Consider the following 25,735-nt stretch of genomic DNA (forward strand, 5'->3'; position numbering starts at 1 on the left):
TGCTTTTAGGACTTAATTAACGGAATTAGAAAAGCTGTAAAACTGCCGTGATGGCTCAGGGAAATTGGTAGAGTTTTATCTGTTCTATTTAGCACAAGAGAAGGAACATAATTCTCATTTTTTTTGATATCGATCAATGCTGGAGGAATACTTAAAAGCTCCCCTACTCTTGAAATTATCTGGTGGCGGGATTTTTTAAGACCGGAATATATACCAAGATCAATATAACCAGACTCTACGTAGCTGTGAATATAATCTGTAGTGATTTCAGAATTTAAATTATACTGAAATTCATCTATCTGTACAACTGCGTTATTTTTCGAACTAATAGAGCAATGGAAAGATGCAGGATTGAACTTTCTCTTTAAATTAAATCTTCTCTGGTGAGCCTTATAGGTAGCTTCTTTTAATGACCAGAATTTCCAAACTAATAATTGAGGGTCTAAAGTGTTATTGATCTCCTCAATTTCTTTAGTAGAACATATTTTATTTAAAAATCTTGGACTTAAGGATCTATCTGATCTTGAAGCCAGCTTTAAATCTATAATATCATTGCCAATCAATTTAGTGATAGTTTTTTCTGAATGATATCTTTCGCATCACCAACGGTAAGCATACCTTCCATTGAATCATTGTCTATCTCAATGTCAAATTCATCTTCTACATCAAGCACAACATCTACAAGGTTTGCAGAGTTTATTTGAAGATCGTTTAGAAAGTCTGTTTCTTCATTAAAATCATTAAGCCCTTCTTCTCTTTGAACATATGGTTTCACGATATTTCTAAGCCTGTTAATTATCTCATCTTTATTCATAGGTATATCTTAAGCAATATATTTTTTAAAAATCACTACAGCGTTCACGTCCCCAAAACCGAAACTTGCTTTTGCGAGAACATTGATCTCCTGTTCTTTTTGCTCTCGTGGAATTTTATCCTGGTCTATCAATTTTAATATTTCCGGATGTATATCATCACAGTTGATATTCGGAAAAATGAATTTATGGTGTATCTGTAGAACCGAAGCTACACATTCTATAGAACCAGAAGCGCTAAGACAGTGACCAGTCATTCCTTTTATGGAATTGATCATCGGAAAATCATTTTTAGTTCTATTTAGGGCTTTGGTCCAGTTGATGATTTCAACTGAATCTCGATTTGTTGCGGTTAAATGACCATTTATTAAGTCTACATCATTGGATGAAATATTCGAATTTTTCAATGCATTCTGAATGCATCGTTCTACAGCCTCATTATTGGCAGCCGTCATGCTTCCTTCACCTCTTTGTCCACCGCTATTTATATCTCCTCCCAACACTTCAGCATAGATCCTTGCTCCTCTTCTTTTAGCAGATTCCAGGTCTTCCAAAACTAAAGCTCCTGCACCACTACCGGGAATAAATCCGCTGGCAGATGCACTCATAGGTCTGGATGCTTTTTCAGGCTCATCATTATATTTATTCGGAAGAATACGCATGGCGTCAAAACCGCCCCAAATATAAGGGCCATGATCTCCACAACTACCTACCAGCATACGTTTTGCTTTTCCAGCTTTTATACGGTCATATCCCATTAGCAAAGCTTCAGTTCCTGTTGTACAAGCAGAGGAGTTTGTGGTAACCTGATTGCCACATCCTAAAATTCCACCTAAATAGGCACTAATACCGCTGGCCATGGTTTGTAATACACTAGTGCTACCCAGTCTTCTGGTTTTACCCTCATCAATAAGATGGATTGCTTCCCTAAACTTGTCTACCCCAAGAATGCCAGTTCCGAATATGATCCCGCTATCCCAATCTGGATAATCATTTTGTTCAATTTTTAATCCGGCATCTTTCCATGCATCAGTACCAGCGATAACACCGTAAATAATTCCACTACTATTCAATCCTCGTAATTGTAGTGGAGTGAAATATTTATTCAAAAGTTCCTCTGAAATCTCAGGCTTTCCTCCTATCTGGCAACTAAAATTTAATTCGTCAAGTTGCTTGAAATAACGAATACCACTTTTTCCGTTTCTGAGTGATTTTTCGAAACTGGAAATATCAACACCATTTGGTGCAGTAACTCCCATTCCGGTAATAACTACTCTTCTCTCCACGAATTATTAATTTTTAATGATCATTCCGGCAATCACTCCTTTACATACCAGATTTGCTTCAGAGTCTCTCATTTCCACATTACATTTTAGCTTGTTAAATCTGAAATATTGTTTTTCAGAATGTACAGTCACCTTTTCGCCTGGATAAACAGGTTTCAAGTATTCAATGTCTGAAGAAGTTAGCGCTACATTTAAGGTGCCTGAGATATCATTTGAATTATCCATTAAATAAATTCCCAGGCTTACTAAACCTATCTGAGCCATACATTCGGTTAGAATCACACCAGGAGTGACAGGATTATTTTTAAAATGACCTTTATAAAATTCAAGATCTGGTGAGAAAGTATATTCACCTGAAATTTTATCTTCATCAACGTCCAGGATCCTGTCTACAAATAAAAATGGAGAAGTATAAGGAAGTAGTTCTAAAATAGATTCTTTATTCAAGGCAGTATAATTACATTAAATGCTCACCTCCATTTACCGGAATTATAGTTCCTGTGATCCAACTAGCTTCATCTTTGCTTAACAGATAGACGGCATTTGCCACATCATCTGGAACTGTAAGTCTACGGAATGGATTATGCTTAAGAGCATGAACTCTTAAGGTTTCATTTCCCGGGATCATCTGGAATGATCTTGTAACCGTTATCCCTGCCTGAATACAATTTGCCCTAATACCATATTTCGCAAATTCAAGGGCCATGCTTCGTGTAATCGCTTCAAGAGTAACTTTGGCGGCAGAAACAGCCGCGTAATTTTTCCAGGCCTTTTTATTACCATCGCTGGTGAAAGAAATCACCCTTGCGTCCTTGGTAAACAAGTCATTTTTAAATACAGCCTGTGTCCAATCGTAAAGACTCAAGGCCATGGCATCTATAGTTAATTGAAAATCCAGATTTTCCAAAAGGCTATCTTCACCAATCATAGGTTTTAGATTCCCTTTGGCAATGCTATGTAGCAATGTTCTTATTTTACCTTTTCCACCAAGAATACTCTTTATCTTTTCAATTAGATCTTCCCTACTTTCTCGTTTAACGGCGTCAGCATTAAAACTTTCAAAGTGCACTCCGGATTCTCTAATTTCGTCAAAGGCTTCTTCAATATCAGGAATTTCACTTCTACGATCACGATGAATTATGATAATATTCATTCCGTGTTTAGCCAGTTTTTTCGCGCTGGCATAACCCAAGCCGCTGCTACCGCCTAAGATTAAAGCCCAATAATCTTTTCCTTGAAAATCCATTACCATTCAATTAAAATTCGCTGCGCCGAAAACCCGGGTCCAAAACTTAGCATTACTCCCTGTTCTCCTTTATCGATATCTCTATGCAAAAACCTTTCAAGTACATAAAGGACGGTAGCACTACTCATATTTCCGTAAAGTCTCAAAACTTCCCGAGTATCGTCTATATTCTTTCCTAAGTTACCAAAAAGATCAGAAACCGTCTGCACAATTTTTCTGCCTCCAGGATGAAAAATTAAGTGATCTACTTTTTCAATTGATGAATTATACTTTTCAAGAAATGGATGTATAATCTGCGGGAAATGATTAGATATTGTTTCAGGCACTGCAGGGTCAAGGATCATTTGCAATCCATGGTTTGTAAGATCAAACCCCATCATATGAGTCGCATCGAAAAAATGATACATATCTTCACCAATAATTTTTGGGCCGGTTGCGTTTTCTTCAGAAGACAATAATACGCAGGCAGCTCCATCACCAAAAATAGCAGCGCTTACCATATTAGCCATACTAAAATCATTCAATTGAAATGTAGCAGTTGGGCTTTCTACTGCTACGACAGCAGCACGTTTTCCGGGATTGTTCTTTAAAAATTTATAAGCATAGATCATTCCTGAGATTCCAGCCGCGCACCCCATTTCCGTTACCGGAAGGCGAGTAATATCCTGCCTTAATCCTAATGCATTGATAAGATATGCATCCAACGATGGGATCATGATTCCCGTGCAGCTAACTGTGATAATATAATCTAAAGATCCTTCCTCCCAGCCTGCACTTTTTAAAGATTTATCAAGTACATTCTTTCCTAATTTTTTTACTTCCCGTACATAAATATTGTTCTTATCCTCAAAAGACGTCGCGGTGAAAACATCCTCGGGAGACATTATAGAATAGCGTTTATCTACTCCTGCTCCTTCAAATATCTTAAGGATCTTTCTTCGAAACCTATCATCCTGATCTTCCAGCCAGTTTTCAACCAATGGCAGCACATCTTTTGTTTCTCTTGAATACTCTGGTAGTTCCTTTTCAACTCTGGTAATATGTACACTCATAAATTATTATTCTGTCTTATGATCCATTGATATCTAAATGCCCATTTCCATGATACTTCATGAGAGCCCTTAATCTTCCTGGCAAATTCGATAATATCATCTTTTTTAAAACCTCGTAAAATGGAGATCAATCCATCTTTTCTGGCAATTTCATTACTGACAAATACTGCACAAAATGCCTGAAAAAGGATATAAGCCATTCTTGTTCTATGAAGATCATTGATCACTACTCCATATTCCGCCTGATCTATTAATTGATTTAATAACTCTACAATCTGTCTATCCTTAAAATGATGTAGGGTTAAAGTACAAAGGATAACATCAAATTTCATATCCTTGAATACTTCGCTGAAAATATTCAATTCCTGAAATTCGACATTTTTATATTCTATTGAAAGGTTCCTGGCGATTTCAATAGCATAAGGATTTGCATCTACGCCGATCAGTTCAAAATTATAAGAATTAGATTTCGCCCAGTCTGAAATTTTTCTAAGAATAGCGCCGTTACCGCAACCGATATCTACAATACGAATTGTAGCTTTAGTATCGGGTAATAGCTTTTTAATTCCATTTATGGTAATTTGATTTCCGCCCAGCCATGAATTAATATTCTCCAGATCCTTCAAGGTTCTATCCAGTTCCCTTCCTTGAAGCTCGAAATCATCCATGATCTCGCTCTCATCTGTGCGTTTTGAAGTATCTATTCTAAACATAGATCTGGTTTCCGTGAGTTTTCTTGATAATATAAGGTAATATGCCTGGAAACCTACGAATGATCTTTTGAGAGAAATCTGCCAAGGACTGATTCAGCAAAATCTTTTGTAGAATCCTTCCTGCTTTGATCCTGGTTCTGAAATTTTGATTCCATTCTAATATATATTGATCTTCAATATCACTTCTGGTAAGATCGGTTTCTTCGTAAAAGCTGATAAGATTTTCTGAAGCAATTTTGGCACTATGAATAGCCATGGCCATACCATTCCCACAAAGAGGATGAATTAGCCCGGCAGAATCTCCTATCATTAAAACATGATTTTCAATCAAAGATTTTTTATCGAATGAGATCTGAGCGATGGCGAGTTCTTTTTCAAATTCCAGCCTTGCATTTTGAAAAAATTCTTTGAGTTTCGGGTTTTTCATTAAAACCTTGGACTTATATTCTTCGGTATTTTTGTGTTTCTTAAAGCTTTTATAGGTAGCAAGGTAACATACATTAACCGTATCCATTTCAGTTCTTGATAAACCACAATATCCTCCTTTAAAATTGTGCAGAGATACAAGATTAATAGGGTATAATTCTGGTTTAATCTTGTAATGAGCTTTTACTGCAAGCCAACCTGATTGCTCCTGAATAAATTCCCGATTTAGAATCTTATCAATATTAGATCGTTTACCAAAGGCACCCAAAACAAATTCAGCTCTTACTTCAGTCGAATCAGATGCAGTAATATTGAAATGACCTTCCTTGAAAACGACTGCTGTAACATTAGAATGAATTATTTCGCAGCCAGAGCTCTTAGCTTCTTCATAAAGAAGATTATCAAGGTTATACCTACTAATTCCTAATCCTCCAAGTTGCATTTCAGATTCAACGATCTTACCCTTAACAGATGAAAACTTCATCCTGTTAATTACCGGAGCATTTAATTTTTTAAGATCAATAGATAGAGACTCGAGATATGGTAATATTTCCCTGGATAAATATTCTCCGCAGACCTTGTGATGAGGAAATTCATCTTTTTCAAAAAGGATTACTTTCAAACCTTTTTGGGAAAGATGAATGGCTGCAGTTAGACCTGCAAGTCCACCGCCAATAATTGCGATCTGGGTGTTTAGCACGATTTGAAGTTACTTAAATAGACAAAAAAATCCCGGAATATCTCCCGGGATTCTTCAAAAACTTTATTTATAAAAATAAACTAGTTCTCATTGTTCTGTTGTTCAGCTTCCTGTTTTGCCTGTTCTTTAAGTTCTTCATTGGCAACAATAGCAAGTTCTACCCTACGGTTCTTAGAACGTCCGTCTGCAGTAGAGTTATCATATTTTGGTTGAGATTCACCATACCACTTAGTAGTAAATCTACCTCTGTCAATTCCATTATCTACCAGGTATCCTGTAACCGCCTGTGCTCTGTTCTTAGACAAAGTCAAGTTATAACTATCACTACCAGTATTATCGGTATGACCTTCTACCAGTATGTTAGATTGTGGGTATTCTTTAAAGATATCAGCAAGTTTATTTAAAGTAGTTTGCGATTTAGCATTGATGTTATATTTCTCAGTGTCAAAATAAACACCACTACTTTCATCAAAAGTTACGTTGATACCTTCACCAACTCTTTCAACTTCAGCTCCCGGAATTTCTTCTTCGATCTTCTTGGCTTGTTTATCCATTCTGTCACCAATGATCGCACCTGCAGCACCACCAACAACTCCACCAATAATGGATCCTAAGGCAGTATTACCATCACCAGTGTTATTACCAATAACACCACCAATAACGGCTCCACCGGTTGCACCAATTACGGCACCTTTTTGCTTATTATTCGCATTTCTAGTTGCTTCACAACCAAATAATAAGCTGGATACCACTAATATTGCGAACATTTTATTAAAAACTGTATTCATAGCTATTCTGTTTAATTTAATTATTATTTAGAAAAATTCATTCTTATGGTAAATGGAGAACCGTCAAGACTTACTGTTTGTTCCCAAACCATATTAGTATCAGTTAAACTTTTTAAATTAAGTCTGAATCCCTGATTACCAGTTGTAGATTTGTAACTATCATTAGTCGGTTTTAGTAAGAAATCATAAACTCCAGCAGGAGTGTTTTCTTCATCAATAGACCAGATGAAATAGTTGGTTTCTCCGTCACAACCTACTCCGCTAACAGTATATGTACCACGATTGTTGTTGGAAACAAAATCCCAGGTGCTATTTTCAAAACATGAAGCAGAGGCTTCATTGAAAAGAGTAACATTAAAGTCTCCAGGATTATTTGGATATGTAATACTAGTTAAGGTCCAGTCACCATCAAAAGTTTTTCTGGCTTCTTTAGCCACTTTACTGGTTCCACCGCAAGCAGCCATAATAGCGGCAACGGCAAATAAAATTAAATACTTTTTCATTGTAGATTTGTTTTAAACTAAAAATCCAATGTGCACTATGAGCTACATAATAACACATTGGATATATGAATTGTCCTTTTTATTATCTTCTGAAAAGTCGACTTAATAGCGAGATCACTAATAATACAAGGAAGATGTAAAAAATGATCTTAGCAATATCTGCCGCACCATCCGCAACTCCACCGAATCCGAAGATTGCAGCAACGATTGCGATAATCAGAAAAATAACGATTAAACGTACCATAATTTATAGAATTAATTGATTAGTTAACTCTAAATTACAGCAGGGGTATTCCCTCAACAAAAGATTATTAATAATTTAACAGTGGATTTGTTAAGGATTCTTAATTAGTTCAAGCAATTTAGATAGCCTTATTAATATTCTATTAAATCTTTTAATTTTTCCCGAAATCTTTCTTGAGGTAAGTACTGTTTTTCCAGATTTTCCGCAAAAGGTATAGGCGTTTCCATACTTCCAACTCTTATTACCGGCGCATCCAGGCTTTCGAAACAATTTTCAGAGATCTGTGCGGCAATTTCAGAAGCAAAGCTACCAAATTGAGAGTCTTCAGTTAGAATAATACATTTCCCGGTCTTGGTAACAGATTGGCATATTTTATCTAGATCTAAAGGTTGTAAACTCCTTAGATCTATAAGATCTGCTTTATCATATTCCATTTCAGCTAATGTATCCAGAGCCCAATGAACTCCTGCACCATAGGTAATAATACTTACTTCTTCACCTTCTTTAATTAAAGATGCTTCACCAAATGGAAGGGTATAATAATCTACAGGAACATCCTGCCTTATGCTTCTATATAATCCTTTGTGTTCAAAAAACAGAACTGGGTTAGGATCATTGAACGCGGTATTAAGTAATCCTTTTGCATCGTAAGGAAATGCCGGATAAATCACTTTTAAACCAGGGACTTTTGTAAACCATGCCTCATTCGTCTGGCTATGAAAAGGACCTGCACCTACTCCACCACCGCAAGGCATTCTTAGAACCACATCAGCATTTTGATTCCATCTGTATTTGACCTTGGCCAAATAATTCACGATTGGATTAAATCCGGAGCTTACAAAATCACTGAATTGCATTTCTACCATAGCTTTCATACCATTTATAGAAAGCCCCATAGCAGCCCCGACTACTGCAGATTCACATATAGGAGTATTTCGTATTCTATCCTTACCGAATTCTTCTACAAATCCTTCAGTTATTTTGAAAACACCTCCATAATCTGCAATATCCTGACCCATAAGAACCAGGTTTTCATGTCTTTGAACTGAAGTTTTCAGAGCCTGCGAAATTGCATCGATGAATCTTATATTCCCATTATTTGAAGAGGGGCTAATTTCCTGATATTCAAATCCTTCGAAGACGTCATTTAATTCTTGAGTTGAATTAGAAGTAATCGGTTCTTCTGCAAAAGCCATTTGTAGATTTTCATCAATTTCGGCAAGAATTTCAGATCTGTAAGTTTCTTTTAAATCTGAAGTTAGTATTTCCTGCTCTATCAAATATCCTTCAAAATTCAGGATTGGATCTTTTAATTGCCACTCATCCATCAATTCCTGGGGTACATACTTGGTTCCACTTGCTTCTTCATGCCCTCGCATTCTGAAGGTCTTGAATTCTATCAATACCGGGCGGGGATTCTGTCTAACACTTTCTGCGATCCTGGAAACCTTTGAAAATACTTCGGTAATATTATTTCCATCAATTATGTGAGATTCCATTCCGTAACCAACACCGCGATCAGCCAGATCTCCACAACGATATTGTTCAGAAGTTGGTGTGGATAGACCGTAACCGTTATTCTCAATACAAAAAATAACCGGCAGATCCCATACAGATGCTATATTCAGTGCTTCATGAAAATCTCCTTCGCTTGTTCCTCCTTCTCCAGAAAATACGGCTGTTAGCTTCTTTTCATTTCTAAGTTTATGTGCCAAGGCAATACCATCTGCCACTCCTAACTGCGGCCCTAAGTGAGAGATCATTCCAACGATCTTATATTCCTGCGTCCCAAAATGAAAACTTCGATCTCGTCCTTTAGTAAAGCCAGACGCCTTTCCCTGCCATTGTGAAAAAAGTCGATTTAAAGGAATTTCCCTGCTGGTAAAAACTCCAAGATTACGATGCATGGGAAGAATATATTCATCATTTTCTAATGCCTTCGTAACTCCAACAGAAATCGCCTCCTGACCTATTCCGCTAAACCATTTTGAGATCTTTCCCTGTCTTAATAGAATGAGCATCTTTTCTTCTATCATTCTGGGTTTCAGCATAGACCTGTAAAGGTCTAGTAAAACATCATTAGATAAGCCATTTCTATTGTATTCTATTCCTGAGGATCTGGTGGTATTCGAGAGCATAAAATAATTTTATATCTCAAATGTAACTAAATTTCTATATGCTAAGAAAAATATAAACGAACGGCATATCCCTTAATTTTACTTAACTTTGCCTGTTACCTTATAACATAATACTGCTAAAAAATGGCAATGAATAATATACCTAGCGTAAATCTGGCCGACTTTTTATCGGAAGACCCAAAGCGCAAAGAGAAGTTTGTAAACGAGATAGGAAAAGCATACGAAGAGATTGGATTCGTAGCATTAAAGAATCACTTTCTTAGTGATGAACTTGTTGAAGAACTATACAAAGAAGTAAAATCGTTTTTTGACCTACCTGTTGAAACAAAGCAGAAATATGAAATCGATGGCCTAGCCGGTCAAAGAGGATATATCTCCTTTGGAAAGGAACATGCTAAAGGTAAAAAAGAAGGAGATCTTAAGGAATTTTGGCATTTTGGTCAGGAGCCTTCTGAAGATGCTAATCTTACAGAAGAATATCCAGAAAACGTTCAGGTTGAAGAGTTGAAAGATTTTAACCATACCGGAATGGAAGCCTATAGAATGCTTGAGAAAACAGGAATTTATGTTTTGAGAGCTTTGGCATTGTATATTGGTCTTGATGAGCATTATTTTGATCATTGGGCCAGTAATGGAAATAGTATTTTAAGACCAATCCACTACCCTCCTATTCAGGAGGAACCAAAAGGAGCAGTTAGAGCGGGAGCTCATGGAGATATTAACCTTATTACGCTTTTAATGGGTGCATCTACCGGAGGACTTCAGGTATTAAGAAAAGATGGTGAATGGATTGATGCCATACCACAAGAAGATGAATTAGTGATCAATGTTGGAGATATGTTAGAAAGACATACTAATAACAAATTAAGATCTACAATACACCGAGTGACCAACCCACCAAAGGAGCAATGGGGAAAACCAAGATATTCTATTCCTTTCTTTATGCATCCTAGAAGTGAGATGAAATTAGATTGTTTAGAAGAATGTATCGATGAGGATCACCCAAAACAATATGAAGACATCACTGCAGGTGAATTTCTTCACCAGCGTTTGGTTGAGATAGGCCTTGCAAAATAAATATTATGGCAAAAAAGAAATTAGGTCTCGAAGATCTGGGAGGTTTCGTTTTTTCCACCAATGATGATTTTGACGAATCTGAATATACTGAAGGAGGATCCCAGGAAGAACTTGCTCCTAAAGACCAGCAGCTAGAAGCTCATTTCAGCAATAAAGGTCGTGGCGGTAAAACTGTAACGATCATCAAAGGTTACGAAGGTCCGGATGAAGATCTAATAGCCTTAGGTAAACTGCTGAAGAAGAAGTGTGGTGTTGGAGGATCTACTAAGGATGGTGAGATCATCATCCAGGGAGACGACAGAGAAAAAATTATGCAGATCTTAAAGAAAGAAGGATATAACGTAAAGCGTGTTGGAGGTTAATCTTACACGCTTTTTTATGCTTTAAAATGGAAAAAAGAACCCTTCACATAGTAAATGGTGATAGCCTAGCTGAGCAAATGCAGGAATTGAATTTGCCCGGTGTACTTATCATATGGAGAGAATTACTTTGTGAGGGTCCCACGCAAAAAGATATCAATGCAGACTTCTACAAGTTGCGAAAAAAATTTCTTCAAAAGACCTATAATATTTCTGCAGAGAATTACGAGGAGCGGTTTATAAATGAAATAAAGCGTTTAAAGTTTTTAAAGAATTATGATCATGTAGTGCTTTGGTTTGAATTTGATCTTTTTTGCCACATAAATATGCTTGCGGCCATTAGTATACTTGCTGATAAGAACAGGGAAATTCCAATTTCACTGGTTTGTAGCAAGAAACTACAGGGAGAAAAAGAATTTCAACCACTTTCTCAATTAAGTCTGAAAGAATTAGAGAATCATTATAAGAATAGTATTCAGCTAAATACTGAAGATATTGAAACCGCTGTACTTATCTGGGAACTTTATTGTGGCGATAATCCTTTAAAATTGAAGCCACAAATCAAGGTAAATACAAATTTTGAATACTTATCCAGTTGTGTTAGAGCACATATAGAAAGATTTCCAAATAGTATTACCGGTATCAATTCTCTGGAAAGAAATGTTCTTAGACTAATAGAAGGTCATAATATAAAAAGTTCTAATCATTTATTAGGTTATGCGTTGCAGTATCAGGGCTATTACGGATATAGCGATTCACAGATGCAAAGGTTACTTGACAAGCTTTCTATCTTTTACGAAATAAAAGATGATAGAATCGTACTTACTGAAAAAGGTGAACAGGCGGTTCAGGGAAAAAAGAACTTTTACCGGGAATTGAAAAATGGAGAAATCTTTGGCGGAGCTAAAATGTATGATTTTCTTTATGAATCTGAAACACACCGATTATTAAAATTATAGAATGAGTTTAAAAGCTTCAGAATTGATCCTTAATGAGGATGGTTCTATATATCACTTAGGCCTTCTGCCTGAAGAGTTAGCCAATACCGTTATCACTGTTGGAGATCCTGCAAGGGTATCTAAAATAAGTGTTCATTTTGATTCCATAGAAGTAAAAAAACAAAAGCGTGAATTCTGTACGCACACCGGTATTTATAAAGGGAAAAGAATTACCGTAATGTCTACTGGAATGGGTACAGATAATATAGATATAGCCCTCACTGAGCTGGATGCATTGGTTAATATAGATCTGAAGCAAAAGAAGATCAAGGAAGACTTAAGCCGTCTTGATATTATCAGGATAGGTACCACTGGTTCTATACGCGAAGAAATTCCAATTGGAAGTTTTATTGTTAGTGAATATGCTTTAGGCTTTGATGGACTAATGCATTATTATAAAGATGATTCTTTCCTGAGAAAAGATATTGCTGAAGCCTTTGTAGATCAAACCGATTGGTCTCCTAAGAAGGCTTTGCCTTATGTTGTTGAGGGAGGCAAGGAGTTAATTGAAAAATTAAGTTCAGATTCTACTATTAAGGGACTTACAGGTACTAATGTTGGTTTTTACGGACCTCAGGGAAGAATTTTAAGGGCTGAAGTTCCAGATCCTGAAATGAATAATAAGATTGCCGCCTTTAACTTCAATGGTCATAAGGTTACCAATCTTGAAATGGAAACCTCAGGTATTTACGGAATATCAAAATTACTGGGTCATAATGCCGCTTCAATGAACCTGGTATTGGCGAATCGTGCAACAGGAGAATTTTTGGAGAATGCATCTGAAATGATGGATAAGCTTATTATTTATACATTAGATAAGATCGCTGGTTAGGCTGCTTATTTAACAATATATTAAAAGCAAAGCATGGTCTACTTTGTATTTTTGATCAAACAATTTACATTCCATGCAGCAACCTAATAAAGACCGCTTTAGACATAGAGATCTAAACTGGTTGAGTTTTAATGAGAGGGTTCTTCAGGAGGCCACAGATAAATTAAATCCTCTTTATGAGAGGATGAAGTTTCTGGCCATTTTTTCTTCAAATCTTGATGAGTATTTTAGAGTTCGGGTATCGCAACTCCGCCAGATGAAACGGGTGAAGAAAAGTATCCGTAAGAAACTAGCACTTCGTCCATCCAAGATCACAAAACAGATCATACAGGAAGTTAAAAACCAGCAGGACGCTTTCGGTGATATATACAACAAAGAAATTATTCCAGAGCTTGCTATAAATGGAATTCATATTCTGGATGCTGAACATTATAGTAAGGCGCATAGAAAATTTGCCGATTCATATTTCAATGAGAAGATTGAAAAGCATATAAAGCCCATAATGCTGGATCTTAAGAAAGAAAATGAACTATTTCTTGAAAACTCTGTTCTCTACTTTCTGGTCACTTTTCAAAATGAAAACAAATTAGGTGTTGTAAATATTCCGGTTGAACATTGCGGAAGATTCGTAATGATTGACGATGTGACAGACGAGCACAGTATTACATATCTCGATGAAATTATTAGGCACGAAGCTTTTAAGATCTTTCCTGAAAACGATATTACCGGTATTTACGAGATCAAATTATCTCGCGATGCAGAATTATATATAGATGACATTTATGAAGGTGTGCTGGCTGAAAAGATATATACATCCTTAAAACAGCGTACAGACGGTCAGCCTACAAGATTATTGTATGATGCTGAAATGCCTAAGGATATTCAGAAGAAAGTCAGAAAACTTCTGAAACTTGGCAAAATAGATATGATGCCTGGTGGTCAGTATCATAATTTCAAGGATTTCTTTTCTTTCCCTGATCCTACGAATAATAAAGATTTACATTTCAAGAAATTACCTGCACTGCCCCATAATACTCTGGATAAGAGTAAAAATTATTTTGAGGATATTGCAAAGAAAGATCAATCCCTTCATTTTCCATATATGTCTTTCTCTTATGTAGAAAGATTTGTTGAGATGGCCGCAAATGATGAAAAAGTTACTGAGATCAGTATTTCTTTATATCGTGTAGCCGATGAATCTGAACTGACTAGTTCATTGATGAAAGCTCTAGATAATGGAAAGCGCGTCACTGTATTCGTTGAAGCCAAAGCGAGATTTGATGAGAAAAACAATATTAGCTGGGGACGAAAATTTGAAGAAAAGGGTGCAAATGTTATTTATAGCTATCCTAAAGTAAAGGTACATTCCAAGATCATGCTTATTTCCAGGCAGGAAGGTGATGAGAATGTAAAATATGCATATATAGGCACTGGTAATTTTAATGCGGAAACCTCTGCAATTTATTGTGATCATGCCATATTTACGGCGAATAAGAATATTACTAAGGAGCTGCACAGACTATTTAAAGTACTTGAGGGCGAATTGATCATTCCTAGAGAAAAGAACCTTCTAATTTCTCCATTTTCTACCAGGCAGGAATTTGTAAAGCTAATTTACAATGAAATCGAAAATGCACGTGAAGGCAAGAAGGCTAAGATCACAGCTAAAATGAATAGCCTCGAAGATGAAGAAATGATAGATCTGCTCTATAAAGCTAGTGATGCTGGAGTTGAGATACGAATGCTTATAAGAGGTTTCACATGTTTAATTCCAGGAGTTAAGGGATTAAGTGAGAATATTTATATCACAAGTGTAGTTGATAGGTTTCTTGAACATGGAAGAATTTATATTTTCGAAAATGGCGGAGATGAATTGATGTTTTATGGAAGTGCAGACTGGATGAATAGAAACCTGGATCGTAGAATTGAAGTGATTTCCCCTGTTCTTGATGAAGATATTAAAAAGGAATTCAAGGAAATACTGAACATCCAGTTAAGGGACAATGTAAAGGCAAGAATTCAGGATCCGGAAGAATCGAATACCTACGTTGAAAGAAAAAAAGGAGAGAAAGAAATTCGTTCACAATACGAGATCTACAATTACCTGAAGAAAAAGCATAAATCATGAAAAAGATAATAGTTGGTGGTGTACCAGAACATTTTAATCTTCCATGGCATCGTTGTATCGAAAAGAATAAGTTTCAGGAAGAAGGAGTTGAAGTGACCTGGAAAGAATTTCCTGAAGGTACTGGAGCCATGTGTAAAGCATTACGTGCTGGAGAGATCGATGCAGCCGTTATATTAACCGAAGGTATTATTCGTGATATCATCAATGGCAATAAAAGTAAAATCATTCAGACCTATATAGCGAGTCCGTTAATCTGGGGAATTCATGTAGATGCTGCGTCTCCATATAAGAATATTCAGGATCTTAAAAATACTAAGGCTGCTATAAGCCGAATGGGTAGCGGTTCTCATTTAATGGCATATGTAAACGCAAAGCATCTTAACTGGAATATTAATGATCTGAAATTTGAAATCATCAATAACCTTGACGGAGCTATTGAAGCTTTGAAAAATGATGATGCTCAATATTTTATGTGGGAACATTTTACAACCAAACCTCTGGTAGATAACAAAACTTTCAGATTAATTGCCGACTGCCCTACTCCATGGCCATGCTTTGTAATTGCTGCCAATGAAGAAGCATTAAATTCAAAAACCGAATCTCTTCATAAAATGCTTTCTGTGTTAAATGAGGAAACTAAAGATTTAAAAGTTCAGAAAAATATTGATGTTGAGCTATCTGAAAGATACGGACAGAAACTGGAGGATATTAGAAAGTGGCTTGATTTAACCCGATGGAGTCAGGAACAGATCAGTGAGGAAGATGTAACTGAAGTCCAGGAGCAATTATTAGATCTGGATCTAATTGAAGAGAAAATTTCTTCAGAAAAAATTATTGCAAATATCTAATATGTTAGTTTTTAATGAGCTCCGAGATATGTGGATATAAATGAATATTCACTATTCAGAAAGTTGTTAGGACTAAGTCCAATATATTTTTTAAAGTCCTTAATAAAATGAGATTGGTCAAAGTATCCGCAATCTAAAGCTACCTGGGTAAGATTTTCACTTGTTTCTTTTTGCTGGAGAAGCTGAAAAACGGAAGTAATCTGTATCACTTTGCAGTAATATTTTGGTGGCATTCCTATAATCTCCTGAAATTTTCGCCTAAAATGCCGTTCACTTATTTCTTCCTTTTCAATAATTTCTCTTATCTCGATAACTCCCTGGCTTTCCAAAATTCTACGGAGTGATCTATCAAGCCATGGAATTGGCTCAAGCCTGTTTTTTTCCAATTGGATCAGGTAATCATAAATACGTTCCAGTTTGTCTCTGGTAATTTCAGCATTTTCAGTATTAGAAATTAGTTTATCAGCTTTTATAGGTGAAACTTTATCAAGCCCTGTCCAACGATTCAAGAATATCTGTGCTGATTGATGAAAAAGATAATAAGGTGCAGCCGGTGATAGAATAACACCAATGGCATCCAAAAATTGATCATTAAAAGCCACAGATATATTACTGTTATAGATCTGTCCTGCGATATTAAGTTTACTTTCTGGCAATCTTTTAAACGAATCTGTAATTATTTCAGGAATGTCCTCAGCCCAGACAATTAAGGGAAAACCATTGGCGAACATAGGATATACAACATTCAATTTATTTTCAGATTTACCATAAATGCTATATAAAACAAATTCTACTAACTGTTCTGGAATAGGATAATCAATAGGTTTTGCGAAATTTGAAATCATGATCTTGTGATTTATAACAGTTGTCCGTTTTGTACAATTATGGGTTTAAAGATAGCTGTATCTTTCTATTTTACTAATAATCAGGTATTTAAAGTACTACAAATTTAGCTTACTGGATAATTTTGTAGCTAAATTTCTTGTAATAACTCTTCAGAGTTATTATGAAGCAGTAAACTGAACTATATGATTCCCCAAGGCATTAAGTGTCTGAAATGAACCTGTTTATCGTTTTTTAATTCTCCCCGGGTTAATTGTATTCTTATGAAAATCAAGATTTTACTACTTTTTTTTGTTTTAATCGGATTAGGACAAAATGCTGAAGCGCAATTACTGAAGAAGTTAAAGAACAAGGCAGAGAATGCAGCTGAAAAAGTTCTTCTGAAAAAGACCGAAAAGAAGGCTGAACAGATGACGGAAGCAGCATTTGATAGCCTTGCCAATAATTCAAAAAATAGAAATTTCGAAGGGGTATCCTCACCAAGTCCTATAAAGAAAAATTCGGGTACAATTGATTACGATACTACGGCAATGCATATCAACACTCCAGCTAAAAGGGATTTCTATTCCATGGATGTGGTTGTGACAACCGCCGAAAATAATAATGCAGGAAGTTCTTTCTTTTTCGATGCTGATCATCTGGCCATGCGAGGAATCTCTCCAGAGAAAAATTCTGAAATGTATACAGATAGTGAGGGTTTTCAATATGCTTTCAATGATTCAAACAATAGATGGGAAAAAACCGGGCTAATGAGATCTGACGCTATGTCTTTTATGATGCCAGCTATGAGCATGTCGCTACTTCAGCTACCATCTGGCCCAATGCTAGCGGCTACAGAAAAAGCAAAAGCTCAGGGAATGAGCCTGAATACTTTTATGATCGTGGAATGGGCCTTTATTTATCGCCCCGAGCACTTTAGAAATCAGGATTATATAGAAAGTGATACGAGTGAAGGTTTACGATTTAATTATACAGATCCTGATTATTCGGGCAGCTATGTCTTATTTGATGAAAAAAACAGATTATCTAAAGCCATAATAAATGTCAAAACTCCTGAAGGAATTAAATCAGGTTCCTATGATTTTAAATATCAGCCAGTAGAAGTTAATATTCCAAAAGCTGTTGAAGTTAAAATGCCATTCCAGGATCTTATTATGGCTGGAGCCGATGCTAATCCACCTGGAACTTCAAGTAATACTACACAAAATAGCGATTATGAAACGGCAGAATCGCAAGGGACATCGCACGCGGAGGTAAAAACGATGACTGAAAATTTGAAGAATAGCGATTTGGGAAGTGAAGATCTACCGGAATCTTATGATTTCGATTGGCAATACCGCTTAAAGATGCTAATGCCAAATCAAAAAGGAGATCCTCAAGACCTTGTATTCCTTCTTAAAAACAATAGTAATTATCAGGGCGTCAGTGTTGAAAATAAAGAATCTGGGAGTATTAACGACGCAACCATGGTTTTCGATATCAATCTAAATGCTATGGTGATGTTCGTTCATACAGATACAAATAAAATCCTTCAAATCCATCCTATTAAACAGCCTAAAGCCATTGAAAACAATGATGATTTAAAAGTTCGGGAGATTCCTGAAAAAACGATTATAGGATATAACTGTAAAGGATTGGAAATTGAAAGCGATAAATTTATAGTTCAGGTGTATCATACTACTGAAGCTCCAGTAAAAATGAGCAATCTGTTCAAGCTTTCCGGGCCTATGGAATTGAATATTCCAGAAATTGACCACAGACTGGTCGAACAATTTTCTGAAGGTCTTATAACCGAATTGCGATATACCGATAAAAAGAAATCAAAAAATGATGTTTTACTCACCGCTCAATCCATTCAGCAGAAAAAAACCTCTTTCCGTAAAAATGAATATCAGAACATGAGTTTCCTGGGGCAGCTTAAATCAATGAAGAATTAAATAAATATCAATAAATCATTTATTAACCAGTTAAAATTTAAAACATGAGAACAAAAACTAATTCAACCAATCATTTAGTCTCCAGACTATTAATTCTTAGTTTTCTAGCGGTATTCACTGCAGCTTGTGAAAAAGAATCTTCCGAGATTCCTTTAGAAGTGGCAGACCTCAAGGGAAAAAATGCTTATGCAGTTCCTTATGAATTTCCTGGAGGTCTGGTTTACGACATTTCAGCTACTCCAGATGGAAGTATCATGGTAGGTGTAAATGAATTTTCAGGTGATCGCAGTATTCAACTTATTAAAAATGGAGAGATCACTAAAATCATAGATCTCAATACAAATACTGATATTAACGGTATAGAATCCCTTGGAGCAGGAAACGCCTTCTTCACCACGGCAGGAGTAGATCTGGCCCAGGAAGGTGAATTATACAGAGCTTCTAATGGTAAAGTGAGAATGGTCGCAGATCTGGCAAAATTTGAAAGAGATAACGATCCCGATGCTTTTGAAGGTCCTCAATGGAAAAATCAGCAATGTGAAGAAGAATTTACCGAGAATGGTCAGGTTGTATTTTCTGCAGGACCACAAAATAATCCTTATAAACTCACCGCTTTTGATGGCGAAACAGTTCTCGTTGCAGATGCTGCCGGGAATACAGTTCTTCAGGCCACTACAGAGGGTGATGTTGACTGGAAGGCAATATTAACTCCTCCTTTGAATGACGAAGGTGAATGGATGGAGTTTTTTCAAACCACAGATGGAGATAGTAACATCACCTGTTATGTACAGCCTGTACCAACATCTGTGGCAATTGCAGATGATGGATTCATTTATGTTGGAGAATTATCAGGTGCTACTCCGGGAGTACTTCCGGTTGGAATTTCCAGAGTTTGGAAAATGCCTACAGACGGCATAAATATGGTATGTTCTGAAGTTGAAGGTTCTCCAGAATGTAATGTTCTTATCAGCGGATTAACTTCTGTAATTGATGTTGTAATGGGTCCAGATGGGTTGCTTTATATAGTCGAATTTGATGCTAACAGTTTCCTGTCGGCATTTGTTGAGGAAATTCCTATGGGAGGAGGAACAATTTCGGCTTATGATACTGAAGGGAATTTCGTAAAAACAGTTGCAGAAAACCTGGTTTATCCAAGTGCAGTTACATTTGACAAAAAAGGTAATTTATGGGTGTTAGAAAATAAACTCTTTATAGGTGGATCTTCCACAGTCAGCATGCTATAAATCCAATTAAATACTCAAGCCGGTTTATAAACCGGCTTTTTTTATGCCTAAATTTCAATTCATAGAAATTTTTTAAAAAAATATCTTGGTAAAATTTTAAAATTTTCTTTTCAGTAAAATTATCTTGGATCTGTAAATCAAACACTTATAAAACATCTCTTTTAGAAGATATATTTTTCAGCCCAAATCACCCTATAATTTTTAGCTCTAAACGATAGTTTTTAAATGGATTAATATATTTTTGATCGTCAAATCAAAAAACTATTACATCATGAAAAAATTATTACTACCCATGTTTATCTTGTTATTCTGCTTTAATATCCAGGCACAACAGGAAGACGAGGATGGAGAAAGAGATAAAGAAACAGGTTTCCTCATAGACGAAAATTTTGGCAAGAATGAATTAAGCATAAACGCATTAACCCTTATTGCTGTTGGAGCCTTTGATTTAAGTTACGAACGTAATATAAATGAAGATTCAAGTTGGAGTACTGAATTATGGGTTCAATTCAATGAAGAGATTGCAGATGAATTCTCTAGAGATCTTGCTGTAACCGGTAAATACAAGCATTTTTTCAGCTCTAATTATGCTCGTGGATTTTATGTACATGCTTTTGGAATGCTTTCACATGGTGACTATGGTGAAGAATTCTATTATATTGGAGATGAACTGGTAGAGCAAAATGAAATGAAGTACACAGATTTTGCTTTAGGTTTTGGTATTGGTGGTAAGCTGATCTCCTCTGGTGGTTTTAAAGCAGATTTTAGTGGAGGTTTTGGAAGAAATCTTTTCAATAATGATTCCCCTACTTTTACTGGCCAGATCATGGTTAACCTGGGATATAGATTTTAAGATCTAAAAATTTTCAAATTAAAACCGACTATAGTAATAGTCGGTTTTTTTATTACCAGTCAATTTTTAATTTTCCGTTTTTCTGCAAATATTCATTTGCTTTACTAAAATGTTTATTACCGAACCAATATCCTCTATTGGCACTTAACGGTGATGGATGCCCAGTTGTTAGAATTAAATGTTTTGAAGAATCGATCAATTTTGATTTTTTCTTGGCGTATCCACCCCAAAGCATAAATACAAGATTTTCTTTTTCGTCTGAGATCATTTTGATAACAGAATCGGTAAAGGTTTCCCAACCTTTCTTTTGATGTGATCCAGCCTGATGAGCTCTAACAGTTAAAGTGGCGTTTAATAGTAATACTCCCTGGTCTGCCCACCTTTCCAGGTTTCCGGTAGATGGAATCGGTTTATTAAGGTCTGTTTCGATTTCCTTGAAAATATTGATCAAAGAAGGCGGAAATGAAATCCCATCCTTAACTGAAAAGCACAACCCATTTGCCTGGCCAACGCCGTGATAAGGATCCTGACCAAGAATCACGACCTTGGTATCTTCAAAAGTAGAATGATCAAATGCGGCAAAGATTTCTGATCCCGGAGGAAAACATTTATCCTCAGAATATTCAGTTTTTACAAAATCTATAAGGTTTCGGAAATAGTCTTTTACGAATTCAGGTTCTAATTCCTTTTTCCAGCTTTGATGTATTCTTACGTTCATGAGAATTAAGTAACTTTGTAGCGCCTCAAAAGTAGGGAAAAATTGATATGATAAAAATTAGTTCAAGGAGTCTTGATGATCTTGAGTTTCCGGTTGTATGTGATCAAATTAGCGATCTATGCATCACGGGACAGGGAAAAGAAAAAGCTCTTAGTATTCAACCTTATCCAAATTATAAAAAAACAGTTTTTGGTCTCAACCAGACCAAAGAATATTTCGATTCTAAGACAGTAGATCAGCCTGTTCCAAATCACGGTTTCGATTCTATTCAGCAGGAAATAAAAATGCTTGGTATTGAAGGTTCGGTAATCGAAATTGGAGGTTTCAGAAAAATGGCTTCCATTACCGAAACGGTGAATTCTCATTTGAAATATTTCAAAAAATTCAGAGAACATTATCCGGCGTTATCTGAAACTGTAGCGCATATAGAATTTGATCTAACACTTACTGATAAGATCAATGGTGTAATAGACAGGTTTGGAGAGATGAAAGATGATGCCTCTCCACTTCTTCAGAATCTAAGAAGATCTATAAATTCAGTAAAAGGAAAGATCAACTCCAGTTTTAATTCAGCTCTTAGCACTTACCAGTCCTATGGTTATTTAGATGAGATCAGGGAAAGTGTTGTTGAAAATGTAAGAGTGCTTGCAGTTAGTTCCATGCATCGCCGAAAGGTGAAAGGCGGAATCATGGGGAATTCTAAAACAGGAAGTATTGTTTATATCCAGCCGGAAGCTACTTACCAGTTTACCAGAGAGCTTAATAATCTTGAGTATGAAGAAAAGGAAGAGGTTAAGAGGATATTAAAAGCGCTAACCGAATTTACCAGGCCCTATCGCGAAATTCTGATAGATTATCAGGATCTGCTTAGTGATATGGATGTGATCGCAGCAAAATCTAAATATGCTGAAAAGATCAACGGAGTTAAACCAAAAATCACGAAGGAACGTGAATTACATATTCAGGAAGCCTATCACCCTCTACTCTATTTAAGCAATAAAAAGAAAGGTGAGAAAACATTCCCACAGAGCATTGAATTGATGCCAGATAACAGGATCATGGTTATTTCAGGACCTAATGCCGGTGGAAAAAGTATTACGCTTAAAACCGTTGGTTTGCTTCAGGTGATGTTGCAGAGCGGAATTCTTATTCCGGTTCATGAATATAGCCGCATGTGTATTTTTAATAAAGTACTTACCGATATAGGCGATAACCAGTCTATCGAAAATCACTTGAGCACCTATAGCTACAGGCTAAAGAATATGAATTACTTTCTTAGAAAGTGTGATGATAAAACTCTTTTCCTTATTGATGAATTCGGAACAGGTAGTGACCCGGAATTAGGAGGTGCACTGGCTGAAACATTTCTAGAAGTATTTTACGAAAAAGGTTCTTATGGTATTCTAACCACGCATTATGCAAATTTGAAAAAACTTGCTAATGAACTGCCAGAAATGAGCAATGCGAACATGATGTTCGATAATAAAACGCTTGAACCTATCTATAAACTTCAGGTTGGAGAGGCTGGAAGTTCATTTACCTTTGAAGTTGCTCAGAAGAACGGAATTCCATATAGTCTGATCAACAGGTCTAAAAAGAAAGTTGAAAGAGGTAAAATTCGTTTTGATCGCAGTATTGCTAAACTTCAAAAGGAAAGATCTGTGCTGAGAAAAACAACAGATTCTTTAAAAACCAAGGAAGAAAAAGCTGCTGCGCAACAGGAAAAGCTGGAAGAAATCAATTCTAAAATCCAGTTGAAACTGGAGAATTATCAGGAGTTATATGACTCTAATCAGCGTCTTATTTATTTAGGGCAGAAAGTGAATGATCTAAGTGAAAAATACTTCAGTAATAAGAAGAAAAAAGAACTTATCGGTGAGTTTTTAAAGCTTGTTGAAATTGAAAATTCCAAGCGGAAGAAAGAATCTGCTAAAGAGCAGAAGCGTAAAAAGGCTCAGGAAAGACAATTAAAACAGGAGGTTCAGAAGAAGATCAAACCGATTAGGGAAAAGAAAAAAGAAGAGAAAAAGAAAGAAGAGCAGATAAAAAAACAGGAAGCCAATAAACCTAAAGCTAATCTAAAGGTTGGGGACAGGGTTAGATTGGAAGATGGTAAAGCTGTAGGTTCTATAGATACTATAGAAAAAGGTAAAGCAATTGTAAATTACGGTATGTTTACTACCTCTGTTGGCTTAGAGCAATTAGAACTTGTACAGTCCGCTAAAAAATAGTCTATGAATAACTTACCTGAAAATAAAAAGATCGTTCTATTCGATGGGGTTTGTAATCTTTGCAACGACGCTATTCAGCGAATTATAAAGCATGATAAGAAAGATGTCTTCAGGTTTGCTTCCCTTCAAAGCGAAATTGGTAAAAAGCTTTTAAAAGAACGCGGACTGAACCCTGAAGAACTGGATTCTATCATAATGATAGATCCGGGAGTTGCTTATTACAGAAAATCTACCGCGGCCCTTGAAATCTCAAGAGAAATGTCTGGTGGTTATTCTCTTTTAAAGAACTTTCTTTTTTTGCCTGAAGGACTTCGCGACGGTGTATACGATTTCATCGCAAATAATAGATATAAATGGTTCGGGAAAAAGGAACAATGCATGATCCCTACTCCCGAACTCAGATCTAAGTTTTTGGATTAAGCCTTTTCTGAAACGGTTTCTGTTTCCGGGTGATAATTATCATCCCAGTCTTTCACGTTTGGAGGGCCCATCATATCTACAGATTTTGCTACCATAAGGCAAACAGCAGCATCACCAGTTACATTCACAGTAGTTCTGCACATATCAAGTGGACGGTCTACAGCAAAAATAAGCGCAAGTCCCGCTTCTGGAATACCTGCCTGTGCTAGTACTATAACCAGCATCACCATTCCTGCTCCAGGTACAGCTGCAGAACCAATAGAAGCCAAAGTAGCCGTAGCAATAATTCCTAACTGTGCACCAATAGTTAGATCCATCCCAAAGGCCTGCGCAATAAATACCGCTGCAACTGCCTGGTATAAACTGGTTCCATCCATATTAATAGTTGCCCCTATTGGAAGTACAAAACTGGTAACTTCCTTATGAACTCCCATATGCTCCTCTACTCTTTCCATAGTTACCGGTAAGGTAGCAGCACTCGAACTCGTTGAAAATGCAAGTAATTGTGCCGGAGAAATCCCGTTGATAAAGAAAGATGGTTTGTTCTTGGTAAAAACCCATACCAGAAGAATATAAACTCCTATCATAAGGGCTAAACCTATTAGTACCGTTAGAGCATACATTGCTAACGCAGCAAAAAGGTCGGCGCTTGGTGATTCCACAACAAGTGCAGCAAGTAAGGCAAATACCCCGTATGGCGCTGTAAGCATTATAAGATCGATCATTTTTAGAATAACTTCATTAAAGCCATCAAAAAAGTCTTTTACAGGTTTGGCTGTTTTTTCAGGTATCAGGATCAAACCAATTCCGAAGAATATAGCGAAGAAAATAACCTGTAGCATATTCCCATTATCGCCAGCTGCACCAATAATATTACTTGGCACAAGGTCTTCAAGGGCTTGAAGCGGACCAGCATCTTTTTGTTTCTGAGCATCGGAGATCCTAACATTGGCGTCTCCTTCATAACTGGCAATAAGTTCTGATCTGGTATCTTCAGAAATTGCCTTTCCTGGAGCAATAAGGTTCACCATCACTAACCCAATGCTAACAGCAATGACGGTTGTAATGATGTAGGTTGCGATGGTCCTGGTTCCCATTTTTGAAAGCTTGGAAATGTCTTTCAAATCTGAAATCCCTTTAATAAGAGATGCCAGGATCAATGGCACTGCGATCAATTTAAGGGCATTGATGAAAATGTTTCCAAATGGTTTTATCCAGTCGCTAACAAAATCTGCTCCCCAACTAAAATTAGTCATGATAAGGGCAAAAACAACCCCGGCTGCCATTCCTAATAATATCTGCCAATGCAGTGCAAGTTTCTTCATGTTTAAGTTTTTCT

The 25,735-nt window shown here is 36.4% G+C and carries 26 protein-coding genes; 11 read left to right on the forward strand and 15 right to left on the reverse strand.

From position 1 onward, the window contains the following. Positions 1–5: 5 nt before the first annotated feature. The 12 genes from RE431_RS06465 to RE431_RS06520 all read right to left on the reverse strand — a co-directional run bounded on the left by RE431_RS06465 (position 6) and on the right by RE431_RS06520 (position 9,908). Positions 6–563 carry a 4'-phosphopantetheinyl transferase family protein gene (locus RE431_RS06465; protein ID WP_309561149.1) on the reverse strand — a complete coding sequence of 186 codons (558 nt, stop codon included), beginning with the start codon at positions 561–563 and terminating at the stop codon, positions 6–8. Further along, the gene (locus RE431_RS06470) at positions 560–814 is read right to left on the reverse strand and encodes an acyl carrier protein (RefSeq protein ID WP_309561150.1); all 255 of its coding nucleotides are present in this window, start codon (positions 812–814) and stop codon (positions 560–562) included. The genes RE431_RS06465 and RE431_RS06470 overlap by 4 nt, the downstream gene beginning before the upstream one ends. Positions 815–823: 9 nt before the next feature. Further along, positions 824–2,098, reverse strand: a complete 1,275-nt coding sequence (locus tag RE431_RS06475; RefSeq protein ID WP_309561151.1) for a beta-ketoacyl-[acyl-carrier-protein] synthase family protein — start codon at positions 2,096–2,098, stop codon at positions 824–826. A 6-nt stretch (positions 2,099–2,104) separates the two neighbouring features. Next, on the reverse strand, positions 2,105–2,545 hold the full coding sequence (locus RE431_RS06480; protein WP_309561152.1) for a 3-hydroxyacyl-ACP dehydratase FabZ family protein: 441 nt from the start codon (positions 2,543–2,545) through the stop codon (positions 2,105–2,107). Positions 2,546–2,555: 10 nt separating this feature from the next. After that, complete coding sequence (locus RE431_RS06485) at positions 2,556–3,350, reverse strand: enoyl-ACP reductase FabI (RefSeq protein WP_309561153.1); 795 nt, start codon at positions 3,348–3,350, stop codon at positions 2,556–2,558. Further along, positions 3,344–4,396: a type III polyketide synthase gene (locus RE431_RS06490; protein ID WP_309561154.1), complete on the reverse strand. Its 1,053-nt coding sequence runs from the start codon at positions 4,394–4,396 to the stop codon at positions 3,344–3,346. Before RE431_RS06490 ends, RE431_RS06485 begins: the two co-directional genes overlap by 7 nt. Beyond that, positions 4,393–5,109 (reverse strand): methyltransferase domain-containing protein, encoded by a 717-nt coding sequence (locus tag RE431_RS06495; RefSeq protein ID WP_309561155.1) that lies wholly within the window; start codon positions 5,107–5,109, stop codon positions 4,393–4,395. Before RE431_RS06495 ends, RE431_RS06490 begins: the two co-directional genes overlap by 4 nt. After that, entirely contained in the window at positions 5,102–6,235 is a 1,134-nt protein-coding gene (locus RE431_RS06500) for an NAD(P)/FAD-dependent oxidoreductase (protein ID WP_309561156.1), read from the reverse strand. Before RE431_RS06500 ends, RE431_RS06495 begins: the two co-directional genes overlap by 8 nt. An 80-nt stretch (positions 6,236–6,315) precedes the next feature. Beyond that, the gene (locus RE431_RS06505) at positions 6,316–7,023 is read right to left on the reverse strand and encodes a YiaD family glycine zipper/OmpA-like lipoprotein (protein WP_309561157.1); all 708 of its coding nucleotides are present in this window, start codon (positions 7,021–7,023) and stop codon (positions 6,316–6,318) included. Positions 7,024–7,046: 23 nt separating this feature from the next. Further along, on the reverse strand, positions 7,047–7,526 hold the full coding sequence (locus RE431_RS06510; protein WP_309561158.1) for a lipocalin family protein: 480 nt from the start codon (positions 7,524–7,526) through the stop codon (positions 7,047–7,049). Between the two features lie 82 nt (positions 7,527–7,608). Continuing rightward, complete coding sequence (locus RE431_RS06515; protein ID WP_309561159.1) at positions 7,609–7,770, reverse strand: DUF1328 domain-containing protein; 162 nt, start codon at positions 7,768–7,770, stop codon at positions 7,609–7,611. A gap of 131 nt (positions 7,771–7,901) precedes the next feature. Next, positions 7,902–9,908, reverse strand: a complete 2,007-nt coding sequence (locus RE431_RS06520; protein ID WP_309561160.1) for an alpha-ketoacid dehydrogenase subunit alpha/beta — start codon at positions 9,906–9,908, stop codon at positions 7,902–7,904. 129 nt (positions 9,909–10,037) lie between these two features. On the opposite strand from RE431_RS06520, the gene RE431_RS06525 reads away from it, so the two are divergent. The 6 genes from RE431_RS06525 to RE431_RS06550 all read left to right on the forward strand — a co-directional run bounded on the left by RE431_RS06525 (position 10,038) and on the right by RE431_RS06550 (position 16,150). Further along, positions 10,038–10,985: an isopenicillin N synthase family dioxygenase gene (locus RE431_RS06525; RefSeq protein ID WP_309561161.1), complete on the forward strand. Its 948-nt coding sequence runs from the start codon at positions 10,038–10,040 to the stop codon at positions 10,983–10,985. A gap of 5 nt (positions 10,986–10,990) precedes the next feature. Then, a complete protein-coding gene (locus RE431_RS06530) occupies positions 10,991–11,347 on the forward strand; it encodes a translation initiation factor (RefSeq protein ID WP_309561162.1) in 357 nt (118 codons plus the stop codon). A 26-nt stretch (positions 11,348–11,373) separates the two neighbouring features. Beyond that, positions 11,374–12,303, forward strand: coding sequence for a DUF1835 domain-containing protein (locus RE431_RS06535; RefSeq protein ID WP_309561163.1), 930 nt, complete (start codon positions 11,374–11,376; stop codon positions 12,301–12,303). A gap of 1 nt (position 12,304) precedes the next feature. Further along, complete coding sequence (locus RE431_RS06540) at positions 12,305–13,174, forward strand: nucleoside phosphorylase (RefSeq protein WP_309561164.1); 870 nt, start codon at positions 12,305–12,307, stop codon at positions 13,172–13,174. 73 nt (positions 13,175–13,247) lie between these two features. After that, positions 13,248–15,302 carry a polyphosphate kinase 1 gene (gene ppk1, locus RE431_RS06545; protein WP_309561165.1) on the forward strand — a complete coding sequence of 685 codons (2,055 nt, stop codon included), beginning with the start codon at positions 13,248–13,250 and terminating at the stop codon, positions 15,300–15,302. Beyond that, the gene (locus RE431_RS06550) at positions 15,299–16,150 is read left to right on the forward strand and encodes a substrate-binding domain-containing protein (RefSeq protein WP_309561166.1); all 852 of its coding nucleotides are present in this window, start codon (positions 15,299–15,301) and stop codon (positions 16,148–16,150) included. Before ppk1 ends, RE431_RS06550 begins: the two co-directional genes overlap by 4 nt. Before the next feature lie 11 nt (positions 16,151–16,161). Here the strand turns inward: RE431_RS06550 and RE431_RS06555 are convergent, their stop codons facing one another. Continuing rightward, positions 16,162–16,995, reverse strand: coding sequence for a helix-turn-helix transcriptional regulator (locus RE431_RS06555; RefSeq protein ID WP_309561167.1), 834 nt, complete (start codon positions 16,993–16,995; stop codon positions 16,162–16,164). Between the two features lie 261 nt (positions 16,996–17,256). On the opposite strand from RE431_RS06555, the gene RE431_RS06560 reads away from it, so the two are divergent. The 3 genes from RE431_RS06560 (at position 17,257) to RE431_RS06570 (ending at position 21,027) form a co-directional block, all read left to right on the forward strand. After that, positions 17,257–18,930 (forward strand): DUF4412 domain-containing protein, encoded by a 1,674-nt coding sequence (locus RE431_RS06560; protein WP_309561168.1) that lies wholly within the window; start codon positions 17,257–17,259, stop codon positions 18,928–18,930. Between the two features lie 44 nt (positions 18,931–18,974). Further along, the gene (locus tag RE431_RS06565) at positions 18,975–20,174 is read left to right on the forward strand and encodes a ScyD/ScyE family protein (protein ID WP_309561169.1); all 1,200 of its coding nucleotides are present in this window, start codon (positions 18,975–18,977) and stop codon (positions 20,172–20,174) included. Positions 20,175–20,445: 271 nt separating this feature from the next. Then, entirely contained in the window at positions 20,446–21,027 is a 582-nt protein-coding gene (locus RE431_RS06570) for a hypothetical protein (protein WP_309561170.1), read from the forward strand. A 52-nt stretch (positions 21,028–21,079) separates the two neighbouring features. Here RE431_RS06570 and ung read toward each other — a convergent pair whose 3' ends face one another. Then, positions 21,080–21,745, reverse strand: a complete 666-nt coding sequence (ung, locus tag RE431_RS06575) for a uracil-DNA glycosylase (RefSeq protein WP_309561171.1) — start codon at positions 21,743–21,745, stop codon at positions 21,080–21,082. 47 nt (positions 21,746–21,792) lie between these two features. On the opposite strand from ung, the gene RE431_RS06580 reads away from it, so the two are divergent. Both RE431_RS06580 and RE431_RS06585 read left to right on the forward strand, forming a co-directional pair. Continuing rightward, positions 21,793–23,976, forward strand: a complete 2,184-nt coding sequence (locus tag RE431_RS06580; protein WP_309561172.1) for an endonuclease MutS2 — start codon at positions 21,793–21,795, stop codon at positions 23,974–23,976. 3 nt (positions 23,977–23,979) lie between these two features. Beyond that, positions 23,980–24,396: a thiol-disulfide oxidoreductase DCC family protein gene (locus RE431_RS06585; protein ID WP_309561173.1), complete on the forward strand. Its 417-nt coding sequence runs from the start codon at positions 23,980–23,982 to the stop codon at positions 24,394–24,396. On the opposite strand, the gene RE431_RS06590 is transcribed toward RE431_RS06585, so the two are convergent. After that, positions 24,393–25,721 (reverse strand): dicarboxylate/amino acid:cation symporter, encoded by a 1,329-nt coding sequence (locus RE431_RS06590; RefSeq protein WP_309561174.1) that lies wholly within the window; start codon positions 25,719–25,721, stop codon positions 24,393–24,395. The genes RE431_RS06585 and RE431_RS06590 overlap by 4 nt on opposite strands. Positions 25,722–25,735: the final 14 nt, after the last annotated feature.

It is taken from the genome of Christiangramia sediminicola (assembly GCF_031344135.1).
GTDB classification, from domain to species: Bacteria; Bacteroidota; Bacteroidia; order Flavobacteriales; family Flavobacteriaceae; genus Christiangramia; species Christiangramia sediminicola.

Excerpts from the sequence above, each read along its gene's own strand:
- RE431_RS06485 (WP_309561153.1), bottom strand. The coding sequence starts at position 3,350 with ATGGTAATGGATTTTCAAGGAAAAGATTATTGGGCTTTAATCTTAGGC.
- RE431_RS06490 (WP_309561154.1), bottom strand. The coding sequence starts at position 4,396 with ATGAGTGTACATATTACCAGAGTTGAAAAGGAACTACCAGAGTATTCA.
- RE431_RS06530 (WP_309561162.1), top strand. The coding sequence starts at position 10,991 with ATGGCAAAAAAGAAATTAGGTCTCGAAGATCTGGGAGGTTTCGTTTTT.
- RE431_RS06585 (WP_309561173.1), top strand. The coding sequence starts at position 23,980 with ATGAATAACTTACCTGAAAATAAAAAGATCGTTCTATTCGATGGGGTT.
- RE431_RS06555 (WP_309561167.1), bottom strand. The coding sequence starts at position 16,995 with ATGATTTCAAATTTCGCAAAACCTATTGATTATCCTATTCCAGAACAG.
- RE431_RS06540 (WP_309561164.1), top strand. The coding sequence starts at position 12,305 with ATGAGTTTAAAAGCTTCAGAATTGATCCTTAATGAGGATGGTTCTATA.
- RE431_RS06580 (WP_309561172.1), top strand. The coding sequence starts at position 21,793 with ATGATAAAAATTAGTTCAAGGAGTCTTGATGATCTTGAGTTTCCGGTT.
- RE431_RS06470 (WP_309561150.1), bottom strand. The coding sequence starts at position 814 with ATGAATAAAGATGAGATAATTAACAGGCTTAGAAATATCGTGAAACCA.
- RE431_RS06510 (WP_309561158.1), bottom strand. The coding sequence starts at position 7,526 with ATGAAAAAGTATTTAATTTTATTTGCCGTTGCCGCTATTATGGCTGCT.
- RE431_RS06505 (WP_309561157.1), bottom strand. The coding sequence starts at position 7,023 with ATGAATACAGTTTTTAATAAAATGTTCGCAATATTAGTGGTATCCAGC.
- RE431_RS06535 (WP_309561163.1), top strand. The coding sequence starts at position 11,374 with ATGGAAAAAAGAACCCTTCACATAGTAAATGGTGATAGCCTAGCTGAG.
- RE431_RS06570 (WP_309561170.1), top strand. The coding sequence starts at position 20,446 with ATGAAAAAATTATTACTACCCATGTTTATCTTGTTATTCTGCTTTAAT.
- RE431_RS06515 (WP_309561159.1), bottom strand. The coding sequence starts at position 7,770 with ATGGTACGTTTAATCGTTATTTTTCTGATTATCGCAATCGTTGCTGCA.
- RE431_RS06550 (WP_309561166.1), top strand. The coding sequence starts at position 15,299 with ATGAAAAAGATAATAGTTGGTGGTGTACCAGAACATTTTAATCTTCCA.
- RE431_RS06520 (WP_309561160.1), bottom strand. The coding sequence starts at position 9,908 with ATGCTCTCGAATACCACCAGATCCTCAGGAATAGAATACAATAGAAAT.
- ppk1 (WP_309561165.1), top strand. The coding sequence starts at position 13,248 with ATGCAGCAACCTAATAAAGACCGCTTTAGACATAGAGATCTAAACTGG.
- RE431_RS06525 (WP_309561161.1), top strand. The coding sequence starts at position 10,038 with ATGAATAATATACCTAGCGTAAATCTGGCCGACTTTTTATCGGAAGAC.
- RE431_RS06590 (WP_309561174.1), bottom strand. The coding sequence starts at position 25,721 with ATGAAGAAACTTGCACTGCATTGGCAGATATTATTAGGAATGGCAGCC.
- ung (WP_309561171.1), bottom strand. The coding sequence starts at position 21,745 with ATGAACGTAAGAATACATCAAAGCTGGAAAAAGGAATTAGAACCTGAA.
- RE431_RS06565 (WP_309561169.1), top strand. The coding sequence starts at position 18,975 with ATGAGAACAAAAACTAATTCAACCAATCATTTAGTCTCCAGACTATTA.
- RE431_RS06560 (WP_309561168.1), top strand. The coding sequence starts at position 17,257 with ATGAAAATCAAGATTTTACTACTTTTTTTTGTTTTAATCGGATTAGGA.
- RE431_RS06495 (WP_309561155.1), bottom strand. The coding sequence starts at position 5,109 with ATGTTTAGAATAGATACTTCAAAACGCACAGATGAGAGCGAGATCATG.